This window comes from Bradyrhizobium sp. Gha (genome assembly GCF_900113735.1).
In the GTDB taxonomy this organism is placed as follows: domain Bacteria; phylum Pseudomonadota; class Alphaproteobacteria; order Rhizobiales; family Xanthobacteraceae; genus Bradyrhizobium.
The window spans coordinates 54,508-77,107 of sequence record NZ_FOQM01000005.1 but is presented as its reverse complement, the minus strand read 5'-3'; the positions used below and the strand labels follow the sequence as shown (position 1 = coordinate 77,107).

Genomic DNA, 22,600 nt, shown 5'->3' with positions numbered 1-22,600 from the left:
TCGTCATCTCACGCCGTGTGGGCCTTGTAGGCGGCTTCATCCATGAGGCCGCCAAGCTCGCTCTTGTCGGCAATTTTGATCTTGAAGAACCAGGCCGCGGCTTGCGCGTCCGAGTTCACCAGCGCGGGCTCCGCGGCGAGCGCCTCGTTGGTCTCGAGCACTTCGCCCGAGATGGGCGCGTAGACGTCGGAGGCGGCCTTTACCGATTCCACCACGGCGGCGGCTTCGGCCTTCTTCAGGGTGCGGCCGACCTTGGGCAATTCGACGAACACGACGTCGCCGAGTTGCGACTGCGCGTAATCGGTGATCCCGACGGTTGCGACATCGCCGTCGATCGCCAGCCATTCATGGTCGGAGGTGTACAGCGTCGTGGTCATTTTGTTGTCCTCAGCGTTTGTAGGTGTTTTTCACGAAGGGCATGGCGGCGACGGCGAGCGGCAGGCGTTGCCCGCGCACTTCCGCAAAGAGCTTGGTGTCGAGCGCGCTCAGGCTCGTGGGCACATAACCCATCGCGACGGGCGCATTCAGGCTCGGGCCGAACCCGCCCGAGGTGACCTTTCCGATCGGACCACCGTCCGCGCTGTCGGCGAACAGCAGCGCGCCTTCACGCACCGGCGCGCGGCCCTCGGCGCGCAGGCCGACGCGGCGGCGGGATGCGCCGTGATCGAAATCCGCGAGAATCTTCTCGGCGCCGGGAAAGCCGCCGGCGCGCGCGCCGCCGGTGCGGCGGCTTTTCTGCACCGACCATTCCAGTGCAGCCTCGACCGGCGTGGTTTCGGTGTCGATATCATGGCCGTAGAGGCAGAGCCCGGCTTCCAGCCGCAGGCTGTCGCGGGCACCCAAGCCGATCGGCATCACGTCGGGGTTTTCGAGCAGCGTCTTGGCGAGCCTTTCGGCGTCGGCCGCAGGGACCGAAATCTCGAAACCGTCTTCCCCTGTGTAGCCGGAGCGCGACACGAAGCACTTGATGCCGGCAACATTGTGCGGACCGGCGTCCATGAACTTCATGGCGGGCGCCTCTGCACATAGTTTCGCCAGCGCTGACTCGGCTTTCGGGCCTTGCAACGCGATCAGCGCGCGCTCGGCAAGCGAATCGATGATGCAGGTCTCGGACAGGTTCGCGCGCAGATGCGCCTCGTCCTCGGCCTTGCAGGCGGCATTGACCACCAGAAACAAATGATCGCCGAAATTCGCGACCATCAGATCGTCGAGGATCCCGCCGTCTTCATTGGTGAACTGGGCGTAGCGCTGCCGTCCCGGCGCGATCGCCAGGACATCCTGCGGCACCAGCCGTTCCAGCGCGCGGGCGGCGTCCTCAACCTTGCCGGATTTCGGCCGAAGCGCGATCTGGCCCATATGGGAGACGTCGAACAGGCCGGCTTGGGTGCGGGTATGGAGATGCTCTTTCAGCACCCCTGCGGGATACTGCACGGGCATGTCATAACCCGCAAACGGCACCATCTTGCCGCCGAGCGACACGTGCAGGTCGTAAAGGGGTGTACGTTTCGGGGATTTCTTGTCGTCCGACGCAAGCATCACGGGGGCCCTCGGCGGTTCCCCGGGGACGATTCCCCTGGGACACCAGTCGAAGCCCCATCTGTCGCTGTGCCTGAGAGTATTATCCCGTCGGCGGACGCGGTCCGGGCTTATGCCCGTCGGCGCCTCTTTCCAGATGTCGTCAAAGCCACGCGGTCCTTTTGCCTGAGAGTTTCCGGGGCGGTTGCTCCTTCGGCGCCGGCAGTGAAGCCGGTCTCTCCCGACGTGGCCGTACGATACAGATGGGTACAGACCACAGCCCGGCCAAGCCTGTCAACGCGCCCCTTGCGGCTTTCCAAAGGGATTGCGAAGGGGATGACGCGCCTGCGGCAAGCCTCTGATCTGCCTGCACATCTGCTTGCACAGTTTCTGGACAGCGAAGCTGGCCTTGTCTAAAAGCGCTGTGGCCCGCAGATATCAGCCCAAATCAAGAGGTTTGGATGGCGGATTTACGGGTCCAAGCACACCCGATTGGATGAACATGAGCGGCGTCAACGAGATCAGGTCGACCTTTCTGAACTTCTTTGCCGAGAACGGCCACGAGATCGTGTCGTCCTCGCCATTGGTCCCGCGCAACGATCCGACGTTGATGTTCACCAATGCCGGCATGGTGCAGTTCAAGAACGTGTTCACCGGCGTCGAGAAGCGGCCCTACCAGCGCGCCACGACGTCGCAGAAATGCGTGCGCGCCGGCGGCAAGCACAACGACCTCGACAACGTCGGCTACACCGCGCGCCATCTCACCTTCTTCGAGATGCTCGGCAATTTCTCGTTCGGCGACTATTTCAAGGAGCGCGCGATCGAGCTGGCCTGGAAGCTGATCACGAAGGATTTCGGCCTCGACAAGGGCAAGCTGCTCGTCACCGTCTACCACACCGACGACGAGGCGCACGGGCTCTGGAAGAAGATCGCCGGGTTCTCGGACGACCGCATCATCCGCATTCCGACCTCGGACAATTTCTGGGCGATGGGCGACACCGGCCCGTGCGGCCCGTGCTCGGAGATCTTCATCGATCGCGGCGACCATATCTGGGGTGGCCCTCCGGGTTCTCCTGAGGAGGATGGCGACCGCTTCCTCGAATTCTGGAATCTCGTGTTCATGCAATATGAGCAGGTGACGAAGGAGGAGCGCGTGGATCTGCCGCGCCCCTCGATCGACACCGGCATGGGCCTCGAGCGCATGGCCTGCATCATGCAGGGTGTCGACAGCGTGTTCGAGACCGATCTGTTCCGTCACTTGATCGACGCGACTGCGTCGGCGCTCGGCAGCGGGCCGAACGAGCAGACCGTCGCCTCGTTCCGCGTCATCGCCGACCACTTACGCTCCTCCGCCTTCCTGGTCGCGGATGGCGTGCTGCCCTCGAACGAGGGCCGCGGCTATGTGCTGCGCCGGATCATGCGTCGCGCCATGCGCCATGCGCAGCTGCTCGGGGCGAAAGAGCCGCTGATGCATCGCCTGGTCTGGGCGCTGGTCCGCGAGATGGGCCAGGCCTATCCCGATTTGATGCGCGCGGAAAATTTGATCGAGGAAACGCTGCGGCTGGAAGAGACCCGCTTCCGCAAGACGCTGTCGCGGGGCCTTGCCATTCTCGACGAGAAGAGCGCGTCGTTGAAGAAGGGCGACATGTTCGACGGTGATGTCGCCTTCACGCTCTATGACACCTACGGCTTCCCGCTGGACCTGACCCAGGACGCGCTGAAGTCGCGCGGCATCGGTGTGGATCAATCCGCCTTCACCGACGCGATGGAGCGGCAAAAGGCCAAGGCGCGCGAGTCCTGGAAGGGATCGGGCGAAGCGGCTTCCGAAGCGATCTGGTTTCCGCTGCGCGAGAAGCTCGGGGCGACGGAATTTCTGGGCTACGAGACCGAGAGCGCCGAAGGCGTGGTCTCCGCGCTGGTGAAGGACGGTGCGGAGGTCGCGGCCCTCAAGGCCGGTGAGACCGGCGCGATCGTGCTGAACCAGACGCCGTTTTATGCGGAATCAGGCGGCCAGGTCGGCGACACCGGCGTGCTGACGGGCGAGGGCGGGGTCAAATTCCGCGTCACCGACACGCAGAAGAAGCTCGGCGATTTCTTCGTTCACGTCGGCACATTGGAGAGCGGCGAGCTGAAGGTCGGCACGGCGCTGCAGCTCGAGGTCGATCATTCCAGGCGCTCGTCGATCCGCGCGCATCACTCGGCGACGCATCTCATCCATGAGGCGCTGCGCCAGGTGCTCGGCGACCACATCGCCCAGCGCGGCTCGATGGTGGCGCCGGATCGTTTGCGCTTCGACTTCGTGCATCCGAAACCGATCACGGCGGAGGAGCTCGCCCGCGTCGAGGACATCGCCAACGACGTGGTGCTGGAGAATGACGAGGTCACGACGCGCGTGATGGGCGTCGACGAGGCTCGCGAGGCCGGCGCGCGTGCGCTGTTCGGCGAGAAATACGGCGACGAGGTTCGCGTCGTCTCGATGGGCAAGACTGCGCGCGAGCGCGGCGCCAATGCGCTCGGCTGGTCGGTCGAGCTCTGCGGCGGCACCCATGTGCGGCGCACCGGCGATATCGGCCTGATCACGCTGACCGGCGAGAGCGCGGTGGCGTCAGGCGTGCGCCGCATCGAGGCGCTGACCGGCAATTACGCCCGCCGGCATGCCAACGAGACCATGGCGCTGGCGAAGACCGCAGCGAGCGAACTGCGCACCTCGATCGACGACGTTCCGGCGCGCATCACCGCGCTGATGGAGGAGCGCAAGAAGCTCGAGCGTGAACTCTCCGATGCCCGCAAGAAGCTGGCGATGGGCGGCGGCGCGTCCGCCGGTGGCGGCGCGGCGTCCAGCGTGCGCGAGGTCGGTGGCGTCAAGCTGATGGCGCGCGCGGTTCAGGGCATCGAGATGAAGGATCTCAAGAGCCTTGCCGACGAGGCCAAGAAGCAGATCGGCTCCGGCGTGGTCGCCATCGTCGGCGTCACCGAAGACGGCAAGGCCGGCGTCGTGGTCGGCGTCACCGCGGACCTGACCGCGCGCTTCAATGCCGTGAGCCTGGTGCGCGTTGCCTCCGAAGCGCTCGGCGGCAAGGGCGGCGGCGGCCGGCCCGACATGGCGCAGGCCGGTGGCCCCGACGGCGCCAAGGCGACCGAGGCGCTGATGGCGATCGAAAAAGCGATGGCAGGCGCTTAGGCGCCTGCGTCGCGTTCCTCAGCTCTTCTTCAGGAAAACATACTCGGCCGAGTAGGGCGAAACCTCGATCACTTCGCCAACGAGCTCTTCGAATGTATCGTCCACTACAACAACTTCAGGCCCCATCAGGCCCTTGGCAGCAAGTCTCCAAAGGATTTTGCCGCCGCCAAAACCGAAACTTCTCGATCAGCGAATTAGTGAACATGCACAATTGCGAGGAGCGAAGCGACGAAGCAATCCAGTGTCCCTCCGCCGGGACAGTCTGGATTGCTTCGCTTCGCTCGCAATGACGGGGGAGGCAGCTTACGCCGCCAGCGCCTTCACAAGGTTGTCAGCGACCTTGTCGAGGAAGCCGGTGGTCGAGAGCCAGCGCTGATCGGCGCCGACCAGCAGCGCGAGGTCCTTCGTCATGTAGCCTTCCTCGACGGTGTCGACGCAGACCTTCTCCAGCGTGGTCGCGAACTTCGCGAGCTCGGGATTGTTGTCGAGCTTGGCGCGGTGGGCAAGGCCACGGGTCCAGGCGAAGATCGACGCGATGGAGTTGGTCGAGGTCTCCTTGCCCTTCTGGTGCTCGCGGTAGTGACGGGTCACCGTGCCGTGGGCAGCTTCCGCTTCGACGGTCTTGCCGTCGGGGGTGAGCAGCACCGAGGTCATCAGGCCGAGCGAGCCGTAGCCCTGTGCGACCGTGTCGGACTGCACGTCGCCGTCGTAGTTCTTGCAGGCCCAGACATAGCCGCCGGACCATTTCAGCGCCGAGGCCACCATGTCGTCGATCAGCCGGTGCTCGTAGGTCAGGCCCTTGGCGTCGAACTCCTTCTTGAACTCCTTGTCGAAGATCTCCTGGAAGATGTCCTTGAAGCGGCCGTCATAGACCTTCAGAATCGTGTTCTTGGTCGAGAGATAGACCGGGTATCCGCGCAGCAGGCCGTAGTTGAAGGAGGCGCGGGCGAAGTCGATGATGGAGTCGTCGAGATTGTACATCTCCATGGCGACGCCGGCGCCGGGAGCCTTGAACACTTCCTTCTCGATCACGGTGCCGTCCTCGCCGACGAACTTCAGCGAGAGGGTGCCCTTGCCCGGGAACTTGATGTCGGTGGCGCGGTACTGGTCGCCATAGGCATGGCGGCCGATGATGATCGGCTTGGTCCAGCCGGGAACCAGGCGCGGCACGTTCTTGCAGATGATCGGCTCGCGGAAGATCACGCCGCCGAGGATGTTGCGGATGGTGCCGTTCGGCGACTTCCACATCTGCTTGAGGTTGAACTCCTTCACCCGGGCCTCATCAGGGGTGATGGTGGCGCATTTGACGCCGACGCCGACCTTCTTGATCGCCTCGGCGGCGTCGATGGTCACCTGATCGTTGGTGTGGTCGCGGTGCTCCATGCCCAGGTCGAAATATTGCAGCTCGACATCCAGGAAGGGGTTGATCAGCTTGTCCTTGATGTACTGCCAGATGATCCGGGTCATCTCGTCGCCATCGAGCTCGACGACGGGATTGGATACCTTGATTTTTGCCATGATCGGAGAAGCCTTCTTGGGAACTGGTGGAAATCTCCCGCGCTATAGCACCGCCCGGAGGCGGGCGAAAGCGGAGCGGTTATGCACTTTCAGCCCATCTTTTCGCCGGGATCAGCCCTTCTAGAAGGCAGCCTGGGTGGCCGTGCCGGCCACGATGTACCAGGTCACGAACAGGCCTGAGATCAGGGCGCCTGGCAGGCTCGATCCGGTCCGCCGCCAGGTGAAAGTGGCGATCACGGCGACGATGGCGAGCAGCGGCACGAACTGGATCGCGACGATGGTCGAGAGCGGCACGAAGCCGGGATCGGGCAGCGGGTTGAACAGCTTTCCGGTCAGCCACAGCGTGCCATATTGCAGGACCAGCAGCACGATGAAGCCCAACGTCAGCGCCAGGATGTTGGTCAGATAGAGTGCGAGCCGCGGCGCCTCCATGGTCGAGAAATTCCGGTGCAGCACGTGCAGCGCCACCACGAAAAACGCCGTGAACGGAATCAGATAGATCAGGAAGATCAGGACCTGCTTCGGGTTCATCAACTTCAGCGCGACGATCCAGAAGCGGAAGTCGATCTTGAAGGCGAGGTCGGCGAGCCACAGCGCGGCGTAGCCAACTGCGACCGAGGCGACCGCAATCACGAGCGACTGGCCGAGCAGCCCGGCCCGGCCCTTGCGCTTCGGTGCCAAGCCCATGAGCGCCAGCGTGATCAGGCCGTTGATGATGGCCCAGACCAGGATCTGGTTGGTAACGCCCTGCGGCAGGAACGCGGACGGCGTCACGAAGCTGCCGCCCAGTGCAAAGGCCGGGTAGTAGGTCAGCGCCGGGATGAGCGCGGAGAGGATGAGCGCGGCGGTCCAGCGCCTGCCGGTGGCGGCGTGATGTGGCGGCATGGTGCCGTCGGGGACAGCGGGCAGGCGCAGACGGGAGAACATCGGCGCTTCCAGCAGGCCATCGAAAGTGCCGATCAACAGCACGACAAAGCCGACGAACGAAATGAGCGTGCCGAGTTCTTTCCGGAACCAGATCTGGTCGTCGGCCGGCAGCTTGGTGCCGCCCTGCAGTGTCTTGGCGAACCAGTCGAGGCTGTAGCCGATCGCTTCATGCGAGATGTGTTCGGCCGGGTGCGTCATCGCGGGGGTGTAGAGCACGCGCGCCGTTCCGGCCGCCGGATCGCCATAGACCTTGCCCGGCTCGACCGGCCCCTGCGTGCCGAACATCGCCCACAGCTTGGGGCTCTTGGTGACATCGCGGGCAACATCGACACCCCACATCAGGGTGGAGAATTCCTCGTACTGGGCAAACACCAGCGCCACATTGCGGGGCCAGTTCGGGGTGCCGTCGGCTGCGAAGGGCTTGCCGGTGGAGGAGCCCTCCAGCACCATCGACTTGTAGCCGTCAGGCATCGCGGTAGCTGCGGCCAGCACTGTCCAGCCGCCCATCGAGTGACCCTCGAGGCCGATATTGGCCTTGTCCACCATGTCGAGGCCGCGCAGATAGGCGAGGCCGTCAGGGCCGCCGAAGCCGTTGGCGAAGGCGGGCGGGTCGCTATAGCCGTGGCCGGTCTGGTCCAGTGCCAGCACGACATAGCCGCGGCGGGCGAATTCGATGGCGAAGCCGTCCTGGGTCTCGCGCGAGTTGATGTAGCCGTGGACGGCGAGGACACCGGGTGCCGGGGTTTGCGCGGTGGCATTGGCAGGGATGTAGAGCAGGGCACTCATGGTGTTGCCCTTGGCGCCCTTGAACCTGACATCCTGGATCCGGATGCCGCCTGCGGTCTGCGTCAGATGGGCGATGAAACCGCCCACCGCGATCAAGACCAGTCCCAGAAGCGCCAATTTCCATCGGCTCAGCATCGCCATCCCCCCACTCAATTGTTGCTTCGGCTTCGGCCTTTCGGCTTCGCTTTGGTTGTGCTTGATAGCCATATCCGAAAGCAAAGCGCGCGCAAGCCGGGCGGTGAAACCGTCCCCAATTGAGGTGCGATTGCGGTTTCGCAAACGCCGCTAACCCTGTTATCTCCGCTCAAGAAATTGCGCCGCACGGAAGGCGGGCGGCGGGCCTCCGATGAAGACTTGGATCAGCGTCTTCAGACAGAGGTTCAGGGGCTTTCCGAAGCGGAACGAGACGCAAGCTGAAACAGAAAGTGGAATGAGATGTCCGGCACCGACAAGACCAAGGTTGGGCTCGCCCTCGACGGTCCCATCGTGATCCTGGTCGAGCCGCAGCTCGGCGAAAACATCGGCATGGCCGCACGCGCCATGGGCAACTTTGCCCTGAGCGCCCTGCGCATCGTCAACCCGCGCGACGGCTGGCCCAACATCGCGGCACAACGCGCCGCCGCCGGCGCCGACCCCATTCTGGAAAAGGCCGAACTGTTCGACACGGTCGAGCAGGCCGTCGCCGATCTCGATTTGTTGTTCGCCACCACGGCACGCCCCCACGACCAGGCCAAGCCTGTGGTCGGGCCGGAGGCCGCCGCCGCCGAGATCTCAGGGCATGTTGCGAACGGCGGCAAGGCCGGGATCCTGTTCGGCCGGGAGCGCTGGGGCCTGACCAACGAGGAGGTCGGGCTTTCCAACCGCATCATCACCTTCCCGGTCAATCCGGGCTTTGCCTCGCTCAACCTTGCCCAGGCGGTGCTGCTGGTCGGCTATGAATGGTTCAAGCTGATGACGGCGGGCGCGCTTCCTCATGCCATGCCGGAGCGCTCCGAGCGCGCCTCGCAGCACCAGATGCAGGCCTTCTTCGATAACCTCGTCCGCGAGCTCGACCGGGTCGAATTCCTGCGCCCGGCCGAGAAGCGCGACACCATGCTCGTCAACCTGCGCAACATCTTCAGCCGGATGGAGCCGACCAAGCAGGACATGCACACGCTCCACGGGGTGGTGATGGCGATCGCGGAAGGACGCAAGGGCCCGGCCAAGGGCGGCGTGCTTGACGGTGAGCAGGCGACGCGCCTGCGCGCGCTCTTGGCCGAGCACGGGCAGGGCGGCGGCGTGCCCGACAGCGGCTCCACGGTGCGCGGCCTCGCGCGCCTGCTTCGCCGCAACCCGACCGACGCCGAGCGCCTGCTGTGGCAGGCCCTGACGCGCGACCGCCGCTTTGCCGGTCGGTTCAAGCGGCAGACCCCGGTCGGACGCCACATCTCCGACTTCGTCTCCTTCCCGCACCGGATCGCGATCGAGCTGGTCAACCCCGGCGAGGGCGAGACGATTGCGGCCGACCGCGCCTCACGGCGGACCTGGCTCGAGGCGCGGGATTACCGGGTGATCGATATTCGCGCCGTGGATGTGGAGCGCGATCTCGAGGCGGAGCTGGTGCGGCTGCAGGGGATGGTGGAGCAGATGACCTAGCTCAAGCGCATGTCGCAACCAAGGGCTGTGCAGAAGCTTGGTTGGTTGCTATGACAGTGGCCGGAAATTCGGTTGGGGACGGCATGATTGGAATGACAGGGCGTGCTGTCATTGGCGCGGCAGCAGGCGGAAGCGCGTTGGCGCTGACGATCTTGTTCGGCATATCATGTGCTCGCGCCGAAATGCCCTTGAATGCCAAGTGCTACACCCCCGTCAGCATTGCACTCGATGACCGCATCGCGGGCTGCACCGCTTTGATTCAGGCGGCAACTACCATGCAGCAAAGCGTTATCATGACGCACTTTCGCCGCGCCATGCTTTACCGTCAAAATGGCCAGCCCGGCCTTGCCATCGCCGATTACGATCAGATCATCGAGCACGATCCAGGCAATTTGAACGCCCGTCTTCAGCGAGCCTTTGCGCATAGCGAGAGGCGAGAAACCGACGCTGCGCTTGCGGACTACGACAAAGTCGTCGAGCTCGATCCCAAGTCCGTATACGCCCATCTCGGGCGTGCCCGAATCTATCAATCGAAGGGAGATTTTGGGCGCGCCATCGCTGATTATGATCAAGCCCTTCTGGTCCATCCGGACAATGTCATCGTCCATGTCGACCGAGGTCTCGCCTATCTCCGCAAGGGCGATCTGGATCGGGCCATGGCCGACTGTGACCGGGCGGCCGAGATCAGCCCGGAAACCGGCGGCGGCCAATTGTGCCGCGGCCGGGTTTACTTCGCCAAGGGCGACAGGGAGCGCGCATTGGCCGCGCTCGATCAAACGATGCCGATCAAGGCAAGGAAGGAGTATTTCTACTACTTCCGAGCTGCGTCCTTTTCCCAATTGGGCGAGTTCGATCGCGCCATCGCCGACTATGACCGTATCATCGAGCTGAACCCGCGAAGCCGATTTGTCTACGGCTGCCGTGGTGTCGCCTATGCTCAAAAGGGCGATTACGATCACGCCATTGCCGATTACGACCAGGCCATCCAGCTGGCACATCAGGAGCAAGAAAACCGAGACGATCGGCAGGTTCAGGTTCAAGGTCAGGAGAATGAGCCCATCTCCACGTCCGTCGGTGGCGACTCAATGGCACTTGCTTCGGGGGACGGCCCTCTGCTCCGCGCTCGGGGAGCGGCCTACCAGGCGAAAGGCGACCTCGACCGTGCGATCGCAGACTACGATGAAGTGATCCGCCTTAGTCCCAAGGACAAGGATGCCTTCGGGCTCCGTGCCAACGCGTACAAGGCCAAAAAGGACTTCGAGCGCTCGCTTGCGGACTACGATCAGCTGGTGCAAATCGATCCCAAGGATGCCCGCGCCTATTTCCATCGCGGAAGACTCTATTGGCAGATTGCATCATTCACAAAATCGCTGGCCGACTTCGATCAGGCGAGGCAGCTCAATCCAAAATATGCCTATGCCATCCTATGGCGCGAAATTGTTGCCAAGCGCAGTAACCAACCGAGCCAGCTGGGCGAGGCTGCCAAGCAGCTCGACGCGACGCAATGGCCCGCGCCGATCGTCAATCTCTTTCTCGGTACGATGACGGCGGAGCAAGTGCTCGGCGCTGCCGACGACGCCGACCCCAGGAAGAAAAAAGGGCAGGTCTGCGAAGCCAATTTCTATACTGCCGAATTAGCTTTGCAGCGCGGCTCCAGGGACGAGGCGTTGAAGCTGTTCGAACAGGCTGCAGCCGAATGTCCGAAGACCTTCATCGAGAAGCCCGCTGCCGACTTCGAGCTTGCTGCGCTGCGAGCGAGCCGCTGAGTGCAATCACGCAAGATCTCGGAGGGTGAGCAAGGCCGCTTGTGTGAGGCGCGAGCCGGTGTCAACCCCTAAGCCTTGGCACGTTTCGTGCCTCCCGAAGCGGCAGGCCCATCACAATGCCTGCCCAAGGGAGACCTGACATGAAACGCGAAGACCTCACCGAGAAGCTGCTCGACATCAAACGTGAGAAGGGCTGGAGCTGGAAACATATCTGCGAAAAGATCGGCGGCTATTCCGAGGTGCTGATCGTTGGCGCGATCATGGGCCAGATGAAACTCACAAAACCACAAGCCGCCAACGCTGCCGAGCTGTTCGGCCTGACCAAGGCGGAGACTGCGATGCTCAACGAGGTGCCGATGCGCGGCACCGGCACGCCGATGCCGCCGACCGATCCGCTGATCTACCGTTTCTACGAGATGGTGATGGTGAACGGCCCGGCCTGGAAGGCGCTGATCGAGGAGGAATTCGGCGACGGCATCATGTCGGCGATCGACTTCGACATGGGCATCGAGCGCGTCGCCAACCCCAAGGGCGACCGCGTCAAGATCACGATGTCCGGCAAATTCCTGCCGTACAAATATTACGGCGCCAGCGGCAACGTGCCGGAGTATGGCTTCAGGGAAGAGTGAGGCGACGAGACTCATCCAGCGCCCCGACAAAGGTGCGTTCCCTCCCCCCTTGTGGGGGAGGGCTAGGGAGAGGGGTAGCCCGGAAAAAGTACTGATTGTTGATCATGGATCGCGAGTGGGTGCCCCTACTGATAGAGTCCCCGTGTGGCACCCCCCTCCCTGACCCTCCCCCACAAGGGGGAGGGAACGGAGAGAGCCAGGTGTTCGCTTACAGGATCGCGCCGGGCGTGTACTTTGCCGCCTCAGGCTTCGCCTTCGCCAGCGCATCGACCTGCTCGGCGAAATAGTCGACCTGGGCGCCGGCATCGCCTGAATTGGCACGGCCGTGCTCGAGCACTTGGCTGAGCTCGGCTTCGCTCAGGCCGAGGCGCTGATCGGCGGCGAGGCGCTCGAGCAGGTCGTTCTGCACTGATGTGCCGGTGCGCAGGTCTCGGATGGCCGCGACCGCGTGCTCCTTGATCGCTTCATGCGCGCCTTCGCGGCCGGCGCCCTTCTTCACTGCCTCCATCATGACAGTAGTGGTGAGCAGGAAGGGCAGATAGCGATTCAGCTCGGTCGCGACGACGGCATCGAAGATTTCCATCTGGTCGAGCACGGAGAGCAGGGTCTCGAGCAGGCCGTCCATGGCGAGGAAGGCATCGGGCAGCATGACGCGGCGAACGACCGAGCAGGAGACGTCGCCTTCGTTCCACTGGTCGCCGGCAAGGCCCGCGGCCATCGCGAGATAGCCCTTCAACACGACATGCAGGCCGTTGATGCGCTCGCATGAGCGGCTGTTCATCTTGTGCGGCATCGCGGACGAGCCGACCTGGCCCTTGGCGAAACCTTCGCTGGCGAGCTCATGGCCTGCCATCAGGCGCAACGTCTTGGCGAAATTGCCGGGCCCGCTGGCGAGCTCGGTGAGCACGCTGACGGCGCGGAAGTCGAGACTGCGCGGATAGACCTGGCCGACCGCATCGAAGCTCTTGGGCAGGCCGAGGTGCTTGAGGATCTGCTTTTCGAGCGCACGCGCCTTGCCGGCATCGCCATTGAACAACGTGATCTGGTCGAGCCTTGTGCCGACCGCGCCCTTCAGGCCGCGCGCGGGATAAGTGTCGAGCACGCCAACCAGGCTCTGATGCGACACCAGCATCTCCTCGCCGAACATGGCGATGCGCTTGCCCAGCGTCGTGACCTGCGCCGCCACGTTGTGCGTGCGCGCCGTGAACGGCATGTCGCGCAATTGCTTGGCGTGTTTGGCGAAGCGAATGAGCGCGGCGATGCTCTTGGTCTCGATCAGCTGCAGCCCGCGGTAGACCTGCAGCTGCTCCACGTTCTCGGTGAGGTCGCGGCTGGTCATGCCCTTGTGCAGGTGCTCGTGACCGGCCAGATCGCAGAACTCCTCGATTCGAGCCTTGACGTCGTGCCGGGTGATGCGCTCGCGCCGCATGATGGAGTCGAGGTCGACCTGATCCTTCACGCGCTCATAAGCTTCGATCACGCCATTGGGGACCGGGATACCGAGATCGCGCTGGCCTTTCAGCACGGCGATCCAGTAGTCGCGTTCGAGGCGAACCTTGCCCTCGCCACTCCAGATGGCGCGCATCGCGGGCGAGGCATAGCGTTGGGCGAGGACGTTAGAGATGTGATCCTGGGACATGCCGCCCATTTGGCATTGCCAGGAGCCGGCTGCAAGCCCGAGAGGGCGGGCGGCGGATCGCCATCCGCCGCCCGCGGTCAAGCTTACTTCCCGGCCTTCACCTCGGCGGCCGCGACCGCGATCAGCTCGCTCATCTTGGTCCGAATCGCCTGCTCGGTGACGGCCACATTCCCAGCAGCGAAATCGGCCACGAGCTTGCGCAGGACGCCGCGGTTGCCGGCCTCCTCGAAATCGGCCGCGACCACCTCCCTGGCGTAGGCGGTGGCGGCATCGCCCGTGATTCCGAGCTTTTCGGCCGCCCACAGCCCCAGCAGCCGGTTGCGGCGGGCTTCCGCCTTGAATTTCTGCTCCTCATCGAGGGCAAATTTCTTCTCAAAGCCTTCTTCGCGCTTGTCGAATTCGCTCATGCGTCGTCCGATTCCTTCGGTCTCTGGCCGTGGTGACCCTCGTTGCGAGGACCCCCACGCATGCCTAGATAGAGGGCAGGATCGGCGAAACAACGAGCCGAAAAGCCGCAGGCAAGGCGGTATAAGTCAGCGTCGGAAGGGCCGGATCGATTGTGCTGGGACAGCCAATCGGATAGGTTGCCTGAAGGCTCGGTTCCCGTTCTGTTTCCTCGGGTTTTCTTTGGGAAATTGATGGGTTCCAGGCCGTTCACGGCAGCTCCGCTGTGGGTCGTAACCTGGTAACCGGAGCACACCAATACATGGATTTCAACAAAACACGGTACATCCCAATGAGCCGTCGGCGTCGCATTTATGAAGGCAAGGCAAAGGTTCTTTACGAAGGCCCGGAGCCCGGCACCCTGATCCAGCACTTCAAGGACGACGCCACCGCGTTCAATGCGAAGAAGCATCAGGTGATCGAGGGCAAGGGTGTCCTCAACAATCGGATCTCGGAGTACCTGTTTCAGCACCTCAACGACATCGGGGTGCCGACCCATTTCATCCGCCGTCTCAACATGCGCGAGCAGTTGATTCGTGAGGTCGAGATCGTGCCGCTCGAGGTGGTGGTGCGGAATGTTGCCGCCGGCTCGCTGTCGCAGCGCCTCGGCATCGAAGAGGGCACGCAGCTGCCCCGTTCGATCATCGAGTTCTATTACAAGAACGACCAGCTCAACGACCCCATGGTGTCGGAAGAGCACATCACCGCGTTCGGCTGGGCCACGCCCCAGGAGATCGACGACATCATGGCGCTGGCCATCCGCGTCAACGATTTCCTCACCGGCCTTTTCCTTGGCATCGGCATCCGCCTCGTCGACTTCAAGATGGAGTGCGGCCGCCTGTTCGAGAACGAGATGATGCGCATCATCGTCGCCGACGAGATCTCGCCGGACAGCTGCCGTCTGTGGGATATCAAGTCGAACGAGAAGCTCGACAAGGATCGTTTCCGCCGTGACCTTGGAGGCCTGCTCGAGGCTTACACGGAAGTGGCAAAGCGCCTCGGCATCCTCATGGAGAACGAGCGTCCGCAGGGCACGGGTCCGGTGCTGGTGAAGAGCTGAAGAGGAAGATGACGTGAAGGCACGAGTTACCGTTACCCTGAAGACGGGCATCCTCGATCCGCAGGGCAAGGCCATCGAAGGCGCACTGAAATCGCTCGGCGTCGACGGCGTCGCCAGCGTGCGGCAGGGCAAGGTGTTCGACATCGAGCTCGCCGGCGCCGACAGGGCCAAGGCGGAAGCCGCGCTGAAGGAGGCCGCCGACAAGCTGCTCGCCAATACCGTGATCGAGAACTATCGGGTCGAGTTGCTCTGATGAAAGCCGCCATCCTCGTCTTTCCCGGAATCAATCGCGAGCGCGACATGGCGCGGGCGTTGAAGCTGATCTCGGGCCACGAGCCCGCGATGGTGTGGCACGCCGAGACGTCGCTGCCTGCGGGCACCGACCTCGTGGTGGTGCCGGGCGGCTTCTCCTATGGCGATTATCTGCGCTGTGGCGCGATCGCGGCGCGGGCGCCCGTGATGGACGCGGTGCGCGACTATGCGGCCAAGGGCGGCCTCGTGCTGGGCGTCTGCAACGGTTTCCAGATCCTCTGCGAATCCGGCCTGCTGCCGGGCGTCTTGATGCGCAATGCGCGGCTGAAATTCATCTGCAAGGACGTGCATCTGCGCGTCGAGCGTTCCGATACGCCGTTCACCCGCGGCTACAATGCCGGCCAGGTGATCCGCGTGCCGGTGGCCCATGGCGAAGGCAATTACGAGGCGGATGAAGAGACCATCAAGCGCATCGAGGGTGAGGGGCGGGTGCTCTATCGCTACTGCTCTGCCGACGGCCTGGTTGATGAAAGCCACAACATCAACGGCGCGGCGCATTCGATTGCCGGCCTCGTCAACGACAAGGGCAACGTGCTCGGCATGATGCCGCATCCCGAGAACCACGTCGAAGACATCATGGGCTGCACCGACGGCCGCGGCCTGTTCGCCGGCCTCACCGCGCATCTGGAAAAGGCGGCGTGATCTCGCGTTGAAGCTATGCGGTGGCCTCGGTCGCCTTCCGCTTCACCCGCTTGATCGTGCCTGAAAACGTGAACAATTGCCGCGTGCCTGACATCATCTTGCCGCGCAGGAAGATCAGCGAACCGCCGGCGCGGCTGACTTCGCCGGTGCATTCGATCAGTTCGCCCTCCCGGGCCGCGTCGAGGAATTCGCAGGCAAAATTGGTCGTCACGGCCCTGCTGTCCAGGACATGGGTGGCGATCGCGAACAGGGAGTAGTCCGCGAACGCCATGTAGCAGCCGCCGTGGACGTTGCCGGAGCCGTTGAGGTGCTTTTTCTCGACCCGGAAGGCGCAGCGGACGCCGCCGTCGGGCTCGATCCGATGCCAGAAGGGGCCGACATGAGACTCAAAACTGTCGCGAATCCAGGTCCGCCAGCCCTCAAATTCCCCTTCGGTGGCGATGTGGAGGTCGGGCCGGCGGGGCGTCGTCGCTTTGGTCAGTTCGTGCAAGGAAATAGGCCTTCAATGACGGGTCTTTGGCCCTTAAATCCGATCCGTAAGCGCCTTGCAATTCCGGATTGCCGCCGACCCCGCCTGCAAAACGTGGGACGGCGGGAAAATGCGCCATAAAGGGCTTTTCGAGAGCCCCCGATGTTCCTAAGAACGGCCAAACGTCCGCCGAAAGCCCAAAATCCATGAAGAACGAACCCAAGATCACCCCCGAACTGGTTGCCGCCCACGGGCTCAAGCCCGACGAATACGAGCGCATCCTGAAGCTGATCGGGCGGGAGCCGACCTTTACCGAGCTCGGCATCTTCTCGGCGATGTGGAACGAGCACTGCTCCTACAAATCCTCGCGCATCCATCTCAAGGGCCTGCCGACCAAGGCGCCCTGGGTGATCCAGGGACCGGGCGAGAACGCCGGCGTCATCGACATCGGCGACGGCCAGGCCGTGGTCTTCAAGATGGAGAGCCACAACCACCCGAGCTACATCGAGCCCTATCAGGGTGCGACGACAGGCGTTGGCGGCATCCTGCGCGACGTGTTCACCATGGGCGCCCGCCCGATCGCCTGCCTGAACGCGCTGAGCTTCGGTGCGCCCGAGCATGCCAGGACGCGGCATCTGGTCTCCGGTGTCGTCGCCGGTGTCGGCGGTTACGGCAATTCCTTTGGTGTGCCGACGGTCGGCGGCCAGGTGCGTTTCCACACCCGCTATGACGGCAACATCCTGGTCAACGCCATGGCGGTGGGCCTCGCCGATGCCGACAAGATCTTCTATGCGGCGGCCTCCGGCGTGAACATGCCGATCGTCTATCTCGGCTCCAAGACGGGCCGCGACGGCATCCACGGCGCCTCGATGGCGTCGGCCGAGTTCGACGACAAATCCGAGGAGAAGCGCCCGACCGTGCAGGTCGGCGATCCCTTCGCCGAAAAGCTGCTGCTCGAAGCCTGCCTCGAGATCATGGAGAAGGGTTGCGTCATCGCGATCCAGGACATGGGCGCGGCGGGTCTGACCTGCTCTGCAGTGGAAATGGGCGCCAAGGGCGACCTCGGCGTCGATCTCGATCTCGACGCGGTGCCGACCCGCGAGATGGGCATGAGCGCCTATGAGATGATGCTCTCGGAGAGCCAGGAGCGCATGCTCATGGTGCTCAAGCCCGAGAAGGAAAAGGAAGCCGAGGCGATCTTCAGGAAGTGGGGCCTCGACTTCGCCGTGGTCGGTTACACCACGCCGAGCAAGCGCTTCGTGGTCAAGCATGGCGGCGACGTCATGGCCGATCTGCCGATCAAGGAGCTCGGCGACGAGGCGCCGCTTTATGACCGGCCGCATGTCCCGTCAGCCGCGCTGCCGGTCGTGCATGCGCGCGAGGTGCCCGCGCCGATGGCGCTCGGCGCTGCGCTGGAGAAGCTGATCGGCACGCCCGACATGTGCAGCAAGCGCTGGGTCTGGGAGCAGTACGACCACGTCATTCTCGGCAACACCATGCAGCGCCCCGGCGGCGACGCCGCCGTCGTGCGCGTGCAAGACGGGCCGAAGGGCCTGGCGCTGACCGTCGACGTCACGCCGCGTTATTGCGAGGCCGATCCGTTCGAGGGTGGCAAGCAGGCGGTCGCGGAAGCCTGGCGCAACATCACCGCGGTCGGCGGCAAGCCGCTCGCGATCACCGACAATCTCAACTTCGGCAATCCTGAGCGCCCCGAGATCATGGGCCAGTTCGTGGGCTGCCTGAAGGGAATCTCGGAAGCCTGCCGCACACTCGACTTCCCGGTCGTCTCGGGCAACGTCTCGCTCTACAACGAGACCAACGGCCGCGCGATCCTGCCGACGCCGTCGATCGGCGGCGTCGGTCTGCTCGACGACTTCACCAAGTCGGCGTCGCTCGCCTTCAAGGCGGAGGGCGAAGCGATCCTCCTGGTCGGCGAGACCCATGGCTGGCTCGGTCAGTCCGTCTATCTGCGCGACATCTGCGGTCGCGAGGAGGGCGCGCCGCCGCCGGTCGATCTCGTCGCCGAGAAGCGCAACGGCGATTGCGTGCGCGGCATGATCCATGCGGGCACCGCGACCGCCGTGCACGACCTCTCCGACGGCGGTCTCCTGATCGCGCTCGCCGAAATGGCGATCGCGGGCGGCATCGGCGCAAAGCTGCTGGCGGCGCCGACCTCGCTCGTCTCGCAGGCCTATTGGTTCGGGGAGGACCAGGCGCGCTATCTCGTCACCGTGCCGGAAACCGAAGCCGGCCGCGTGCTCGCCAAGATGCGCGGCTGCGAGGTGCCCTGCGTGCGGATCGGCACCACCGGCGGCGATGCCATCGCGATCGCGGGCGAGACGCCGGTTACGATCGAGCGCCTGCGGACGTCGCACGAGCGCTTTCTGCCGGAATATATGGGTGGGAAGGCGGCCTAAGCCGCCTTCATATCACAGGACCCTCTTTGCCCCGGGGATCTGGCGCAAGGCCCGCGTCAGCGCCCAGCTGAACGCGACCGTCAGCACGAATCCAATCGTCACCTTGATGATCGCTGGCAGTTCATAGTCGAACAGCCAGTATTGCAGCCAAAGCGCGATCGGGTAGTGCACCAGAAACATGCCGAAGGCGTCCGCCTGCATCGGATCGAGTAGCTTGGCCGAGCCCGATTGTCTGAACCTCTGGAAGAAGGCCAGGATCAGAAACATGATGGCCACGCTGAAGACGGCGAAGCATAGGGCATAGAGCCCCTCATACCAGTTCGGCAGCGGTGACGGATTGCCCAGTATTTCGCGCTTGGTGTAGATCAGCACCCAGAGCAGGCAATACGGAACGATCGCCAAGACCATCCAATCCCAGCTGACCTTCGCCATCCGGCCGTCAGCTGCGAGCAACCCGCGATCCATATTCGCGACGCCGACGCCAGCCCCGAAAAAGAAGTAGCTCGCATAGAGCATCACGCGGCCGTGCTGAACCGAGAACGGCCCGAACTCGAACCAGCTGCTTGGCCCAAAATACATCAGCCCGGGAACATAGAAGGCTGCAGTGACGGCAAGCATGACCGCGAAGAACGCCGCGGGCCGGCGGCGACCATGCAGCGAGAGGCGATTGATGGGATCGAGCAGGTCGGGCGATAGTCGATGCAGGATGCAGGCGACTACATCGAAGGCGAGCAGAACCCAGAGAAACCAGATCGGCCCGCTCGGCCAGGGGCCCTTCGTGACCATGTTCCACCAGAATTCCGAGAAGCCGATCTCGGGATTGTGCCGGAGCGAGATGGCGTAATAGGCGAGCGGAATGATCGTGAATGCGCAGATCACGAACGGCAGGCCAAGCCGCAGAAGGCGATCTGCCAAATAGGTCCGTGCTCCCTTGCGGGCGATGCCCGACCACGCAAACAAGCCCGACAGGAAAAAGAACATCGCCATGAAGAAGCTGTCGGTGGCCAGCACGATCATGTCGAAGCCGAAGAAGAACTTCGGGTCGGTATGGCCGAAATAGGTGTAGGGAATCACGGCGTGATGCAACAGCACCACCAGGGTCAGGAAGGTGCGGGCGCGGTCGAGCGACAGATTGCGCGCTTTGGCCTTCGGTTCGGCATGCGCCTCGGCGCCGATTGCCGCGGTATGTGACATCGTCATCATGGTCGCCCCGGTTGCGCTTCCGTACCGGCCGGACTTTGCCGCCGGGAACCCGATTCAGCAAGCGTAGTTTGTGCCGGGACAACCTTCTGTCGTGACCCTAGGAACCCGTTCCGGACGACGCGGTTACCGTTCCGAAGCGGGTAAGAAGCCGCCGATGGCGGTGGCCAATGCTGCGGAGCCGACGATGACGATCCTGAAATGGGCACTGATTTTCCTGCTGATCTCGATCGTGGCCGGTGTGCTCGGCTTCACGGGCATCTCGGCGGCTTCCGCCGACGTCGCCCGTTTCCTGTTCTATGTCTTCGTTGTGATCTTCCTGGTGTTACTGATCCTCGGGCTCACGATCTTCAGGGCATAGGGCGCAAGCAGCCAGGAACGTGGATGGCCGGGACGGCGCCCGGCCATGACGGTGGCGCTGCAGCGCGAGCCTACCCCACTTCCTCGATCTTCACCTTGTCCGGGTAGAAGGCGAGATGGCCTGATATCTCCGTCATCGCGGGGAAGGGCGTCTCGTAGGTCCAGATCGCGTTGTCGAGCGTCTTGCCGTCGGCCTTGATGCTGTAATAGCTGGCGTCGCCCTTGTAGGGGCAATGCGTGGTCCGGGCGGTACGCTCCAGCAGCGCCATGTTGGCATCCTCCCGCGGCAGATATTGCACCGCCGGATATTTGGCTTCTTTCAGCGTCAGCGCCTTGGCGCTCTCGGCAATCACGAGATCGCCCGCCGTGACGCGGATGCGCCGGGGGTTTGGGGTGATCGTGATCGGGTGGTCAGGGCCTGGAAGCTTCATGATGTCACGCCTTTTCGATCGATCTGCCGCGCGCGGCACTTTGTCGTGGCTTTATCCTGATGGGATCAGGGATATAGTGCCGGAAGGCGTGACGTAGAAGGCCGTTCACGCTAAGTTTGGCGTTGCCGGCGAGGGGACCCCGGCAAGCGATTCGACGCCGAGGCTGTGAGCCGACGACACAGGAGCAAGACCCGAATGCCCATGGACGCCCACGATATCGAGGCGATGATCAAGGCAGCGATCCCCGATGCCGAGGTGACCATCCGCGACCTCGCCGGCGACGGCGACCACTATGCCGCAACCGTGATTTCCGAATCCTTCCGCGGCAAGTCCCGCGTCCAGCAGCACCAGATCGTCTACCGGTCCCTGCAGGGCCAGATGGGCGGCGTGCTGCATGCGCTGGCGCTGCAAACCGGCGTGCCGAGTCCTTGAATAGGTTGCACCTGACCTGATCGCGCGACGGGGACGCTGATGGCTGCGGACAATCCACGCGGCGCGATGTTTCGCGTGATCGTGCCGAACCAGCCCAGCCGCGTCACCAATGCCGAACTGTTCTTCGACCTCGTCTTCGTCTTCGCCGTCACGCAAGTTTCGCACACCCTGCTGCACCACTTCACGCCTTCAGGCGCGGTCGAGGTCACGCTGCTGTTCCTGGCCGTGTGGTGGGTGTGGGTCTACACCGCCTGGGTCACCAACTGGCTCAATCCCGAGCTGACGCCGGTCCGCATCCTGATCTTCCTGATGATGCTCGGCGGCCTCGTGCTGTCGACGACCATCCCGAGCGCGTTTGACGGTCGTGGCCTGTGGTTTGCGATCGCCTATGCGGTCATGCAGGTCGGACGCACCGCGTTCTGGCTGTTCGCAACGCCGCGCCATCGCACCGCCGTGCGGCACAACGCGATCCGCATCCTGGTCTGGCTCTGCGGCTCCGCGGTGCTTTGGATTGTCGGCGGCTTGGCGCAGGGAGAGGAGAGGCTGTGGTTCTGGATCGCGGCGCTCGCGATTGAATATGTCTCGCCCGCGTTGCGCTTCTGGGTGCCGAAGCTCGGCTTCTCGTCGGTCGAGGCCTGGGCCGTCGAGGGCGGCCACATGGCCGAGCGCTGCGCCGGCTTCATCATCATCGCGCTCGGTGAGGCCGTCGTCGTCAACGGCGCGACCTTTGCCGAACTCGACTGGACCGCGGCGAACATTCTGGCCTTCGTCGCGGCGCTGGTCGGCAGCATCGCGATGTGGTGGGTCTATTTCCACAAGGGCGCTGAGGCCGGCTCGGAGCGGATCTCGAAATCAGCCGAATCCGGCCGGCTGGCGCGGCTCGCCTATACCTATCTGCACATGCCGATCGTCGCCGGCATCATCCTGACCGCGGTCTCGGACGAGCTGGTGCTGAAGCACCCGTCAGGTCATTCCGACGTCCGCACCATCGTCAGCACGATCGGTGGTCCCCTGGTGTTCCTTGTCGGCACCATCCTGTTCAAGCACGCGATCCGCGGCTTCCTCCAGCTGTCCCACGGGATCGGCATCATCCTGCTGCTGGCGCTATGGTGGTTCGCCGCCGACCTCTCCCCGCTCTGGCTGTCGGTTGCAACGAGCGTGATCATGATCGTCGTCGCGGTGTGGGAATCAGTGTCGCTCGGATCGAAGCCGGAAGAGGCTGAGGAGCATTAAGGCG

Annotated in this window: 21 protein-coding genes and 1 riboswitch; of the genes, 12 read left to right on the top strand and 9 right to left on the bottom strand. The window is 63.7% G+C overall.

Going from position 1 to position 22,600, the window contains the following annotated elements:
• Window positions 1-8 precede the first annotated feature (8 nt).
• Both gcvH and gcvT read right to left on the bottom strand, forming a co-directional pair.
• Window positions 9-377: a glycine cleavage system protein GcvH gene (gcvH, locus tag BM222_RS09745; RefSeq protein ID WP_092228048.1), complete on the bottom strand. Its 369-nt coding sequence runs from the start codon at window positions 375-377 to the stop codon at window positions 9-11.
• Window positions 378-387: 10 nt separating this feature from the next.
• Window positions 388-1,536: a glycine cleavage system aminomethyltransferase GcvT gene (gcvT, locus tag BM222_RS09740; protein ID WP_092228047.1), complete on the bottom strand. Its 1,149-nt coding sequence runs from the start codon at window positions 1,534-1,536 to the stop codon at window positions 388-390.
• Window positions 1,537-1,680: 144 nt separating this feature from the next.
• Window positions 1,681-1,769, bottom strand: a riboswitch (glycine riboswitch).
• A gap of 248 nt (window positions 1,770-2,017) precedes the next feature.
• Between gcvT and alaS the strand changes: the two genes are divergently transcribed.
• Together alaS and BM222_RS43265 are read left to right on the top strand one after the other, a co-directional pair.
• Entirely contained in the window at window positions 2,018-4,696 is a 2,679-nt protein-coding gene (alaS, locus tag BM222_RS09735) for an alanine--tRNA ligase (RefSeq protein ID WP_177243113.1), read from the top strand.
• 39 nt (window positions 4,697-4,735) lie between these two features.
• Window positions 4,736-4,894 (top strand): integrase core domain-containing protein, encoded by a 159-nt coding sequence (locus BM222_RS43265; protein ID WP_143105930.1) that lies wholly within the window; start codon window positions 4,736-4,738, stop codon window positions 4,892-4,894.
• Between the two features lie 105 nt (window positions 4,895-4,999).
• Here BM222_RS43265 and BM222_RS09730 read toward each other — a convergent pair whose 3' ends face one another.
• Together BM222_RS09730 and BM222_RS09725 are read right to left on the bottom strand one after the other, a co-directional pair.
• A complete protein-coding gene (locus BM222_RS09730; protein WP_092228045.1) occupies window positions 5,000-6,214 on the bottom strand; it encodes an NADP-dependent isocitrate dehydrogenase in 1,215 nt (404 codons plus the stop codon).
• 120 nt (window positions 6,215-6,334) lie between these two features.
• Window positions 6,335-8,062 carry an alpha/beta hydrolase family protein gene (locus tag BM222_RS09725; RefSeq protein WP_092228203.1) on the bottom strand — a complete coding sequence of 576 codons (1,728 nt, stop codon included), beginning with the start codon at window positions 8,060-8,062 and terminating at the stop codon, window positions 6,335-6,337.
• A 300-nt stretch (window positions 8,063-8,362) separates the two neighbouring features.
• Between BM222_RS09725 and BM222_RS09720 the strand changes: the two genes are divergently transcribed.
• From BM222_RS09720 to cynS, 3 genes are all read left to right on the top strand, one after another.
• Window positions 8,363-9,562, top strand: coding sequence for a TrmJ/YjtD family RNA methyltransferase (locus tag BM222_RS09720; protein WP_092228044.1), 1,200 nt, complete (start codon window positions 8,363-8,365; stop codon window positions 9,560-9,562).
• 50 nt (window positions 9,563-9,612) lie between these two features.
• Window positions 9,613-11,328, top strand: coding sequence for a tetratricopeptide repeat protein (locus tag BM222_RS09715; RefSeq protein ID WP_244547076.1), 1,716 nt, complete (start codon window positions 9,613-9,615; stop codon window positions 11,326-11,328).
• Between the two features lie 140 nt (window positions 11,329-11,468).
• The gene (cynS, locus tag BM222_RS09710; protein WP_092228043.1) at window positions 11,469-11,957 is read left to right on the top strand and encodes a cyanase; all 489 of its coding nucleotides are present in this window, start codon (window positions 11,469-11,471) and stop codon (window positions 11,955-11,957) included.
• A 208-nt stretch (window positions 11,958-12,165) separates the two neighbouring features.
• Here the strand turns inward: cynS and purB are convergent, their stop codons facing one another.
• Both purB and BM222_RS09700 read right to left on the bottom strand, forming a co-directional pair.
• Window positions 12,166-13,605, bottom strand: a complete 1,440-nt coding sequence (purB, locus tag BM222_RS09705) for an adenylosuccinate lyase (protein WP_244547075.1) — start codon at window positions 13,603-13,605, stop codon at window positions 12,166-12,168.
• Window positions 13,606-13,679: 74 nt separating this feature from the next.
• Window positions 13,680-14,003 (bottom strand): DUF1476 domain-containing protein, encoded by a 324-nt coding sequence (locus tag BM222_RS09700; RefSeq protein WP_092228042.1) that lies wholly within the window; start codon window positions 14,001-14,003, stop codon window positions 13,680-13,682.
• A 329-nt stretch (window positions 14,004-14,332) separates the two neighbouring features.
• Here BM222_RS09700 and purC point away from each other — a divergent pair, with 329 nt between their 5' ends.
• Genes purC through purQ form a run of 3 tightly spaced genes read left to right on the top strand, consistent with a single transcriptional unit; the run spans window position 14,333 to window position 16,054 of the window.
• Window positions 14,333-15,100 (top strand): phosphoribosylaminoimidazolesuccinocarboxamide synthase, encoded by a 768-nt coding sequence (gene purC, locus BM222_RS09695; RefSeq protein WP_172782948.1) that lies wholly within the window; start codon window positions 14,333-14,335, stop codon window positions 15,098-15,100.
• Between the two features lie 13 nt (window positions 15,101-15,113).
• The gene (gene purS / locus BM222_RS09690; protein WP_092228041.1) at window positions 15,114-15,353 is read left to right on the top strand and encodes a phosphoribosylformylglycinamidine synthase subunit PurS; all 240 of its coding nucleotides are present in this window, start codon (window positions 15,114-15,116) and stop codon (window positions 15,351-15,353) included.
• Window positions 15,353-16,054, top strand: a complete 702-nt coding sequence (purQ, locus tag BM222_RS09685; protein WP_092228040.1) for a phosphoribosylformylglycinamidine synthase subunit PurQ — start codon at window positions 15,353-15,355, stop codon at window positions 16,052-16,054. The genes purS and purQ overlap by 1 nt, the downstream gene beginning before the upstream one ends.
• Window positions 16,055-16,067: 13 nt before the next feature.
• Here the strand turns inward: purQ and BM222_RS09680 are convergent, their stop codons facing one another.
• Window positions 16,068-16,544 carry a PaaI family thioesterase gene (locus tag BM222_RS09680; protein WP_177243112.1) on the bottom strand — a complete coding sequence of 159 codons (477 nt, stop codon included), beginning with the start codon at window positions 16,542-16,544 and terminating at the stop codon, window positions 16,068-16,070.
• Between the two features lie 185 nt (window positions 16,545-16,729).
• On the opposite strand from BM222_RS09680, the gene purL reads away from it, so the two are divergent.
• Window positions 16,730-18,940 (top strand): phosphoribosylformylglycinamidine synthase subunit PurL, encoded by a 2,211-nt coding sequence (purL, locus tag BM222_RS09675; RefSeq protein ID WP_092228039.1) that lies wholly within the window; start codon window positions 16,730-16,732, stop codon window positions 18,938-18,940.
• Window positions 18,941-18,952: 12 nt separating this feature from the next.
• On the opposite strand, the gene BM222_RS09670 is transcribed toward purL, so the two are convergent.
• Entirely contained in the window at window positions 18,953-20,143 is a 1,191-nt protein-coding gene (locus BM222_RS09670; protein ID WP_092228038.1) for an acyltransferase family protein, read from the bottom strand.
• Between the two features lie 184 nt (window positions 20,144-20,327).
• Between BM222_RS09670 and BM222_RS09665 the strand changes: the two genes are divergently transcribed.
• Window positions 20,328-20,501: a DUF1328 domain-containing protein gene (locus tag BM222_RS09665; RefSeq protein WP_092228199.1), complete on the top strand. Its 174-nt coding sequence runs from the start codon at window positions 20,328-20,330 to the stop codon at window positions 20,499-20,501.
• Window positions 20,502-20,571: 70 nt separating this feature from the next.
• Here the strand turns inward: BM222_RS09665 and BM222_RS09660 are convergent, their stop codons facing one another.
• Window positions 20,572-20,931: a DUF427 domain-containing protein gene (locus BM222_RS09660; RefSeq protein ID WP_092228037.1), complete on the bottom strand. Its 360-nt coding sequence runs from the start codon at window positions 20,929-20,931 to the stop codon at window positions 20,572-20,574.
• Between the two features lie 195 nt (window positions 20,932-21,126).
• Between BM222_RS09660 and BM222_RS09655 the strand changes: the two genes are divergently transcribed.
• Window positions 21,127-21,363, top strand: a complete 237-nt coding sequence (locus tag BM222_RS09655) for a BolA family protein (protein ID WP_092228036.1) — start codon at window positions 21,127-21,129, stop codon at window positions 21,361-21,363.
• A gap of 39 nt (window positions 21,364-21,402) precedes the next feature.
• Window positions 21,403-22,596 (top strand): low temperature requirement protein A, encoded by a 1,194-nt coding sequence (locus BM222_RS09650; protein ID WP_177243111.1) that lies wholly within the window; start codon window positions 21,403-21,405, stop codon window positions 22,594-22,596.
• The last annotated feature ends 4 nt before the right edge of the window (window positions 22,597-22,600 follow it).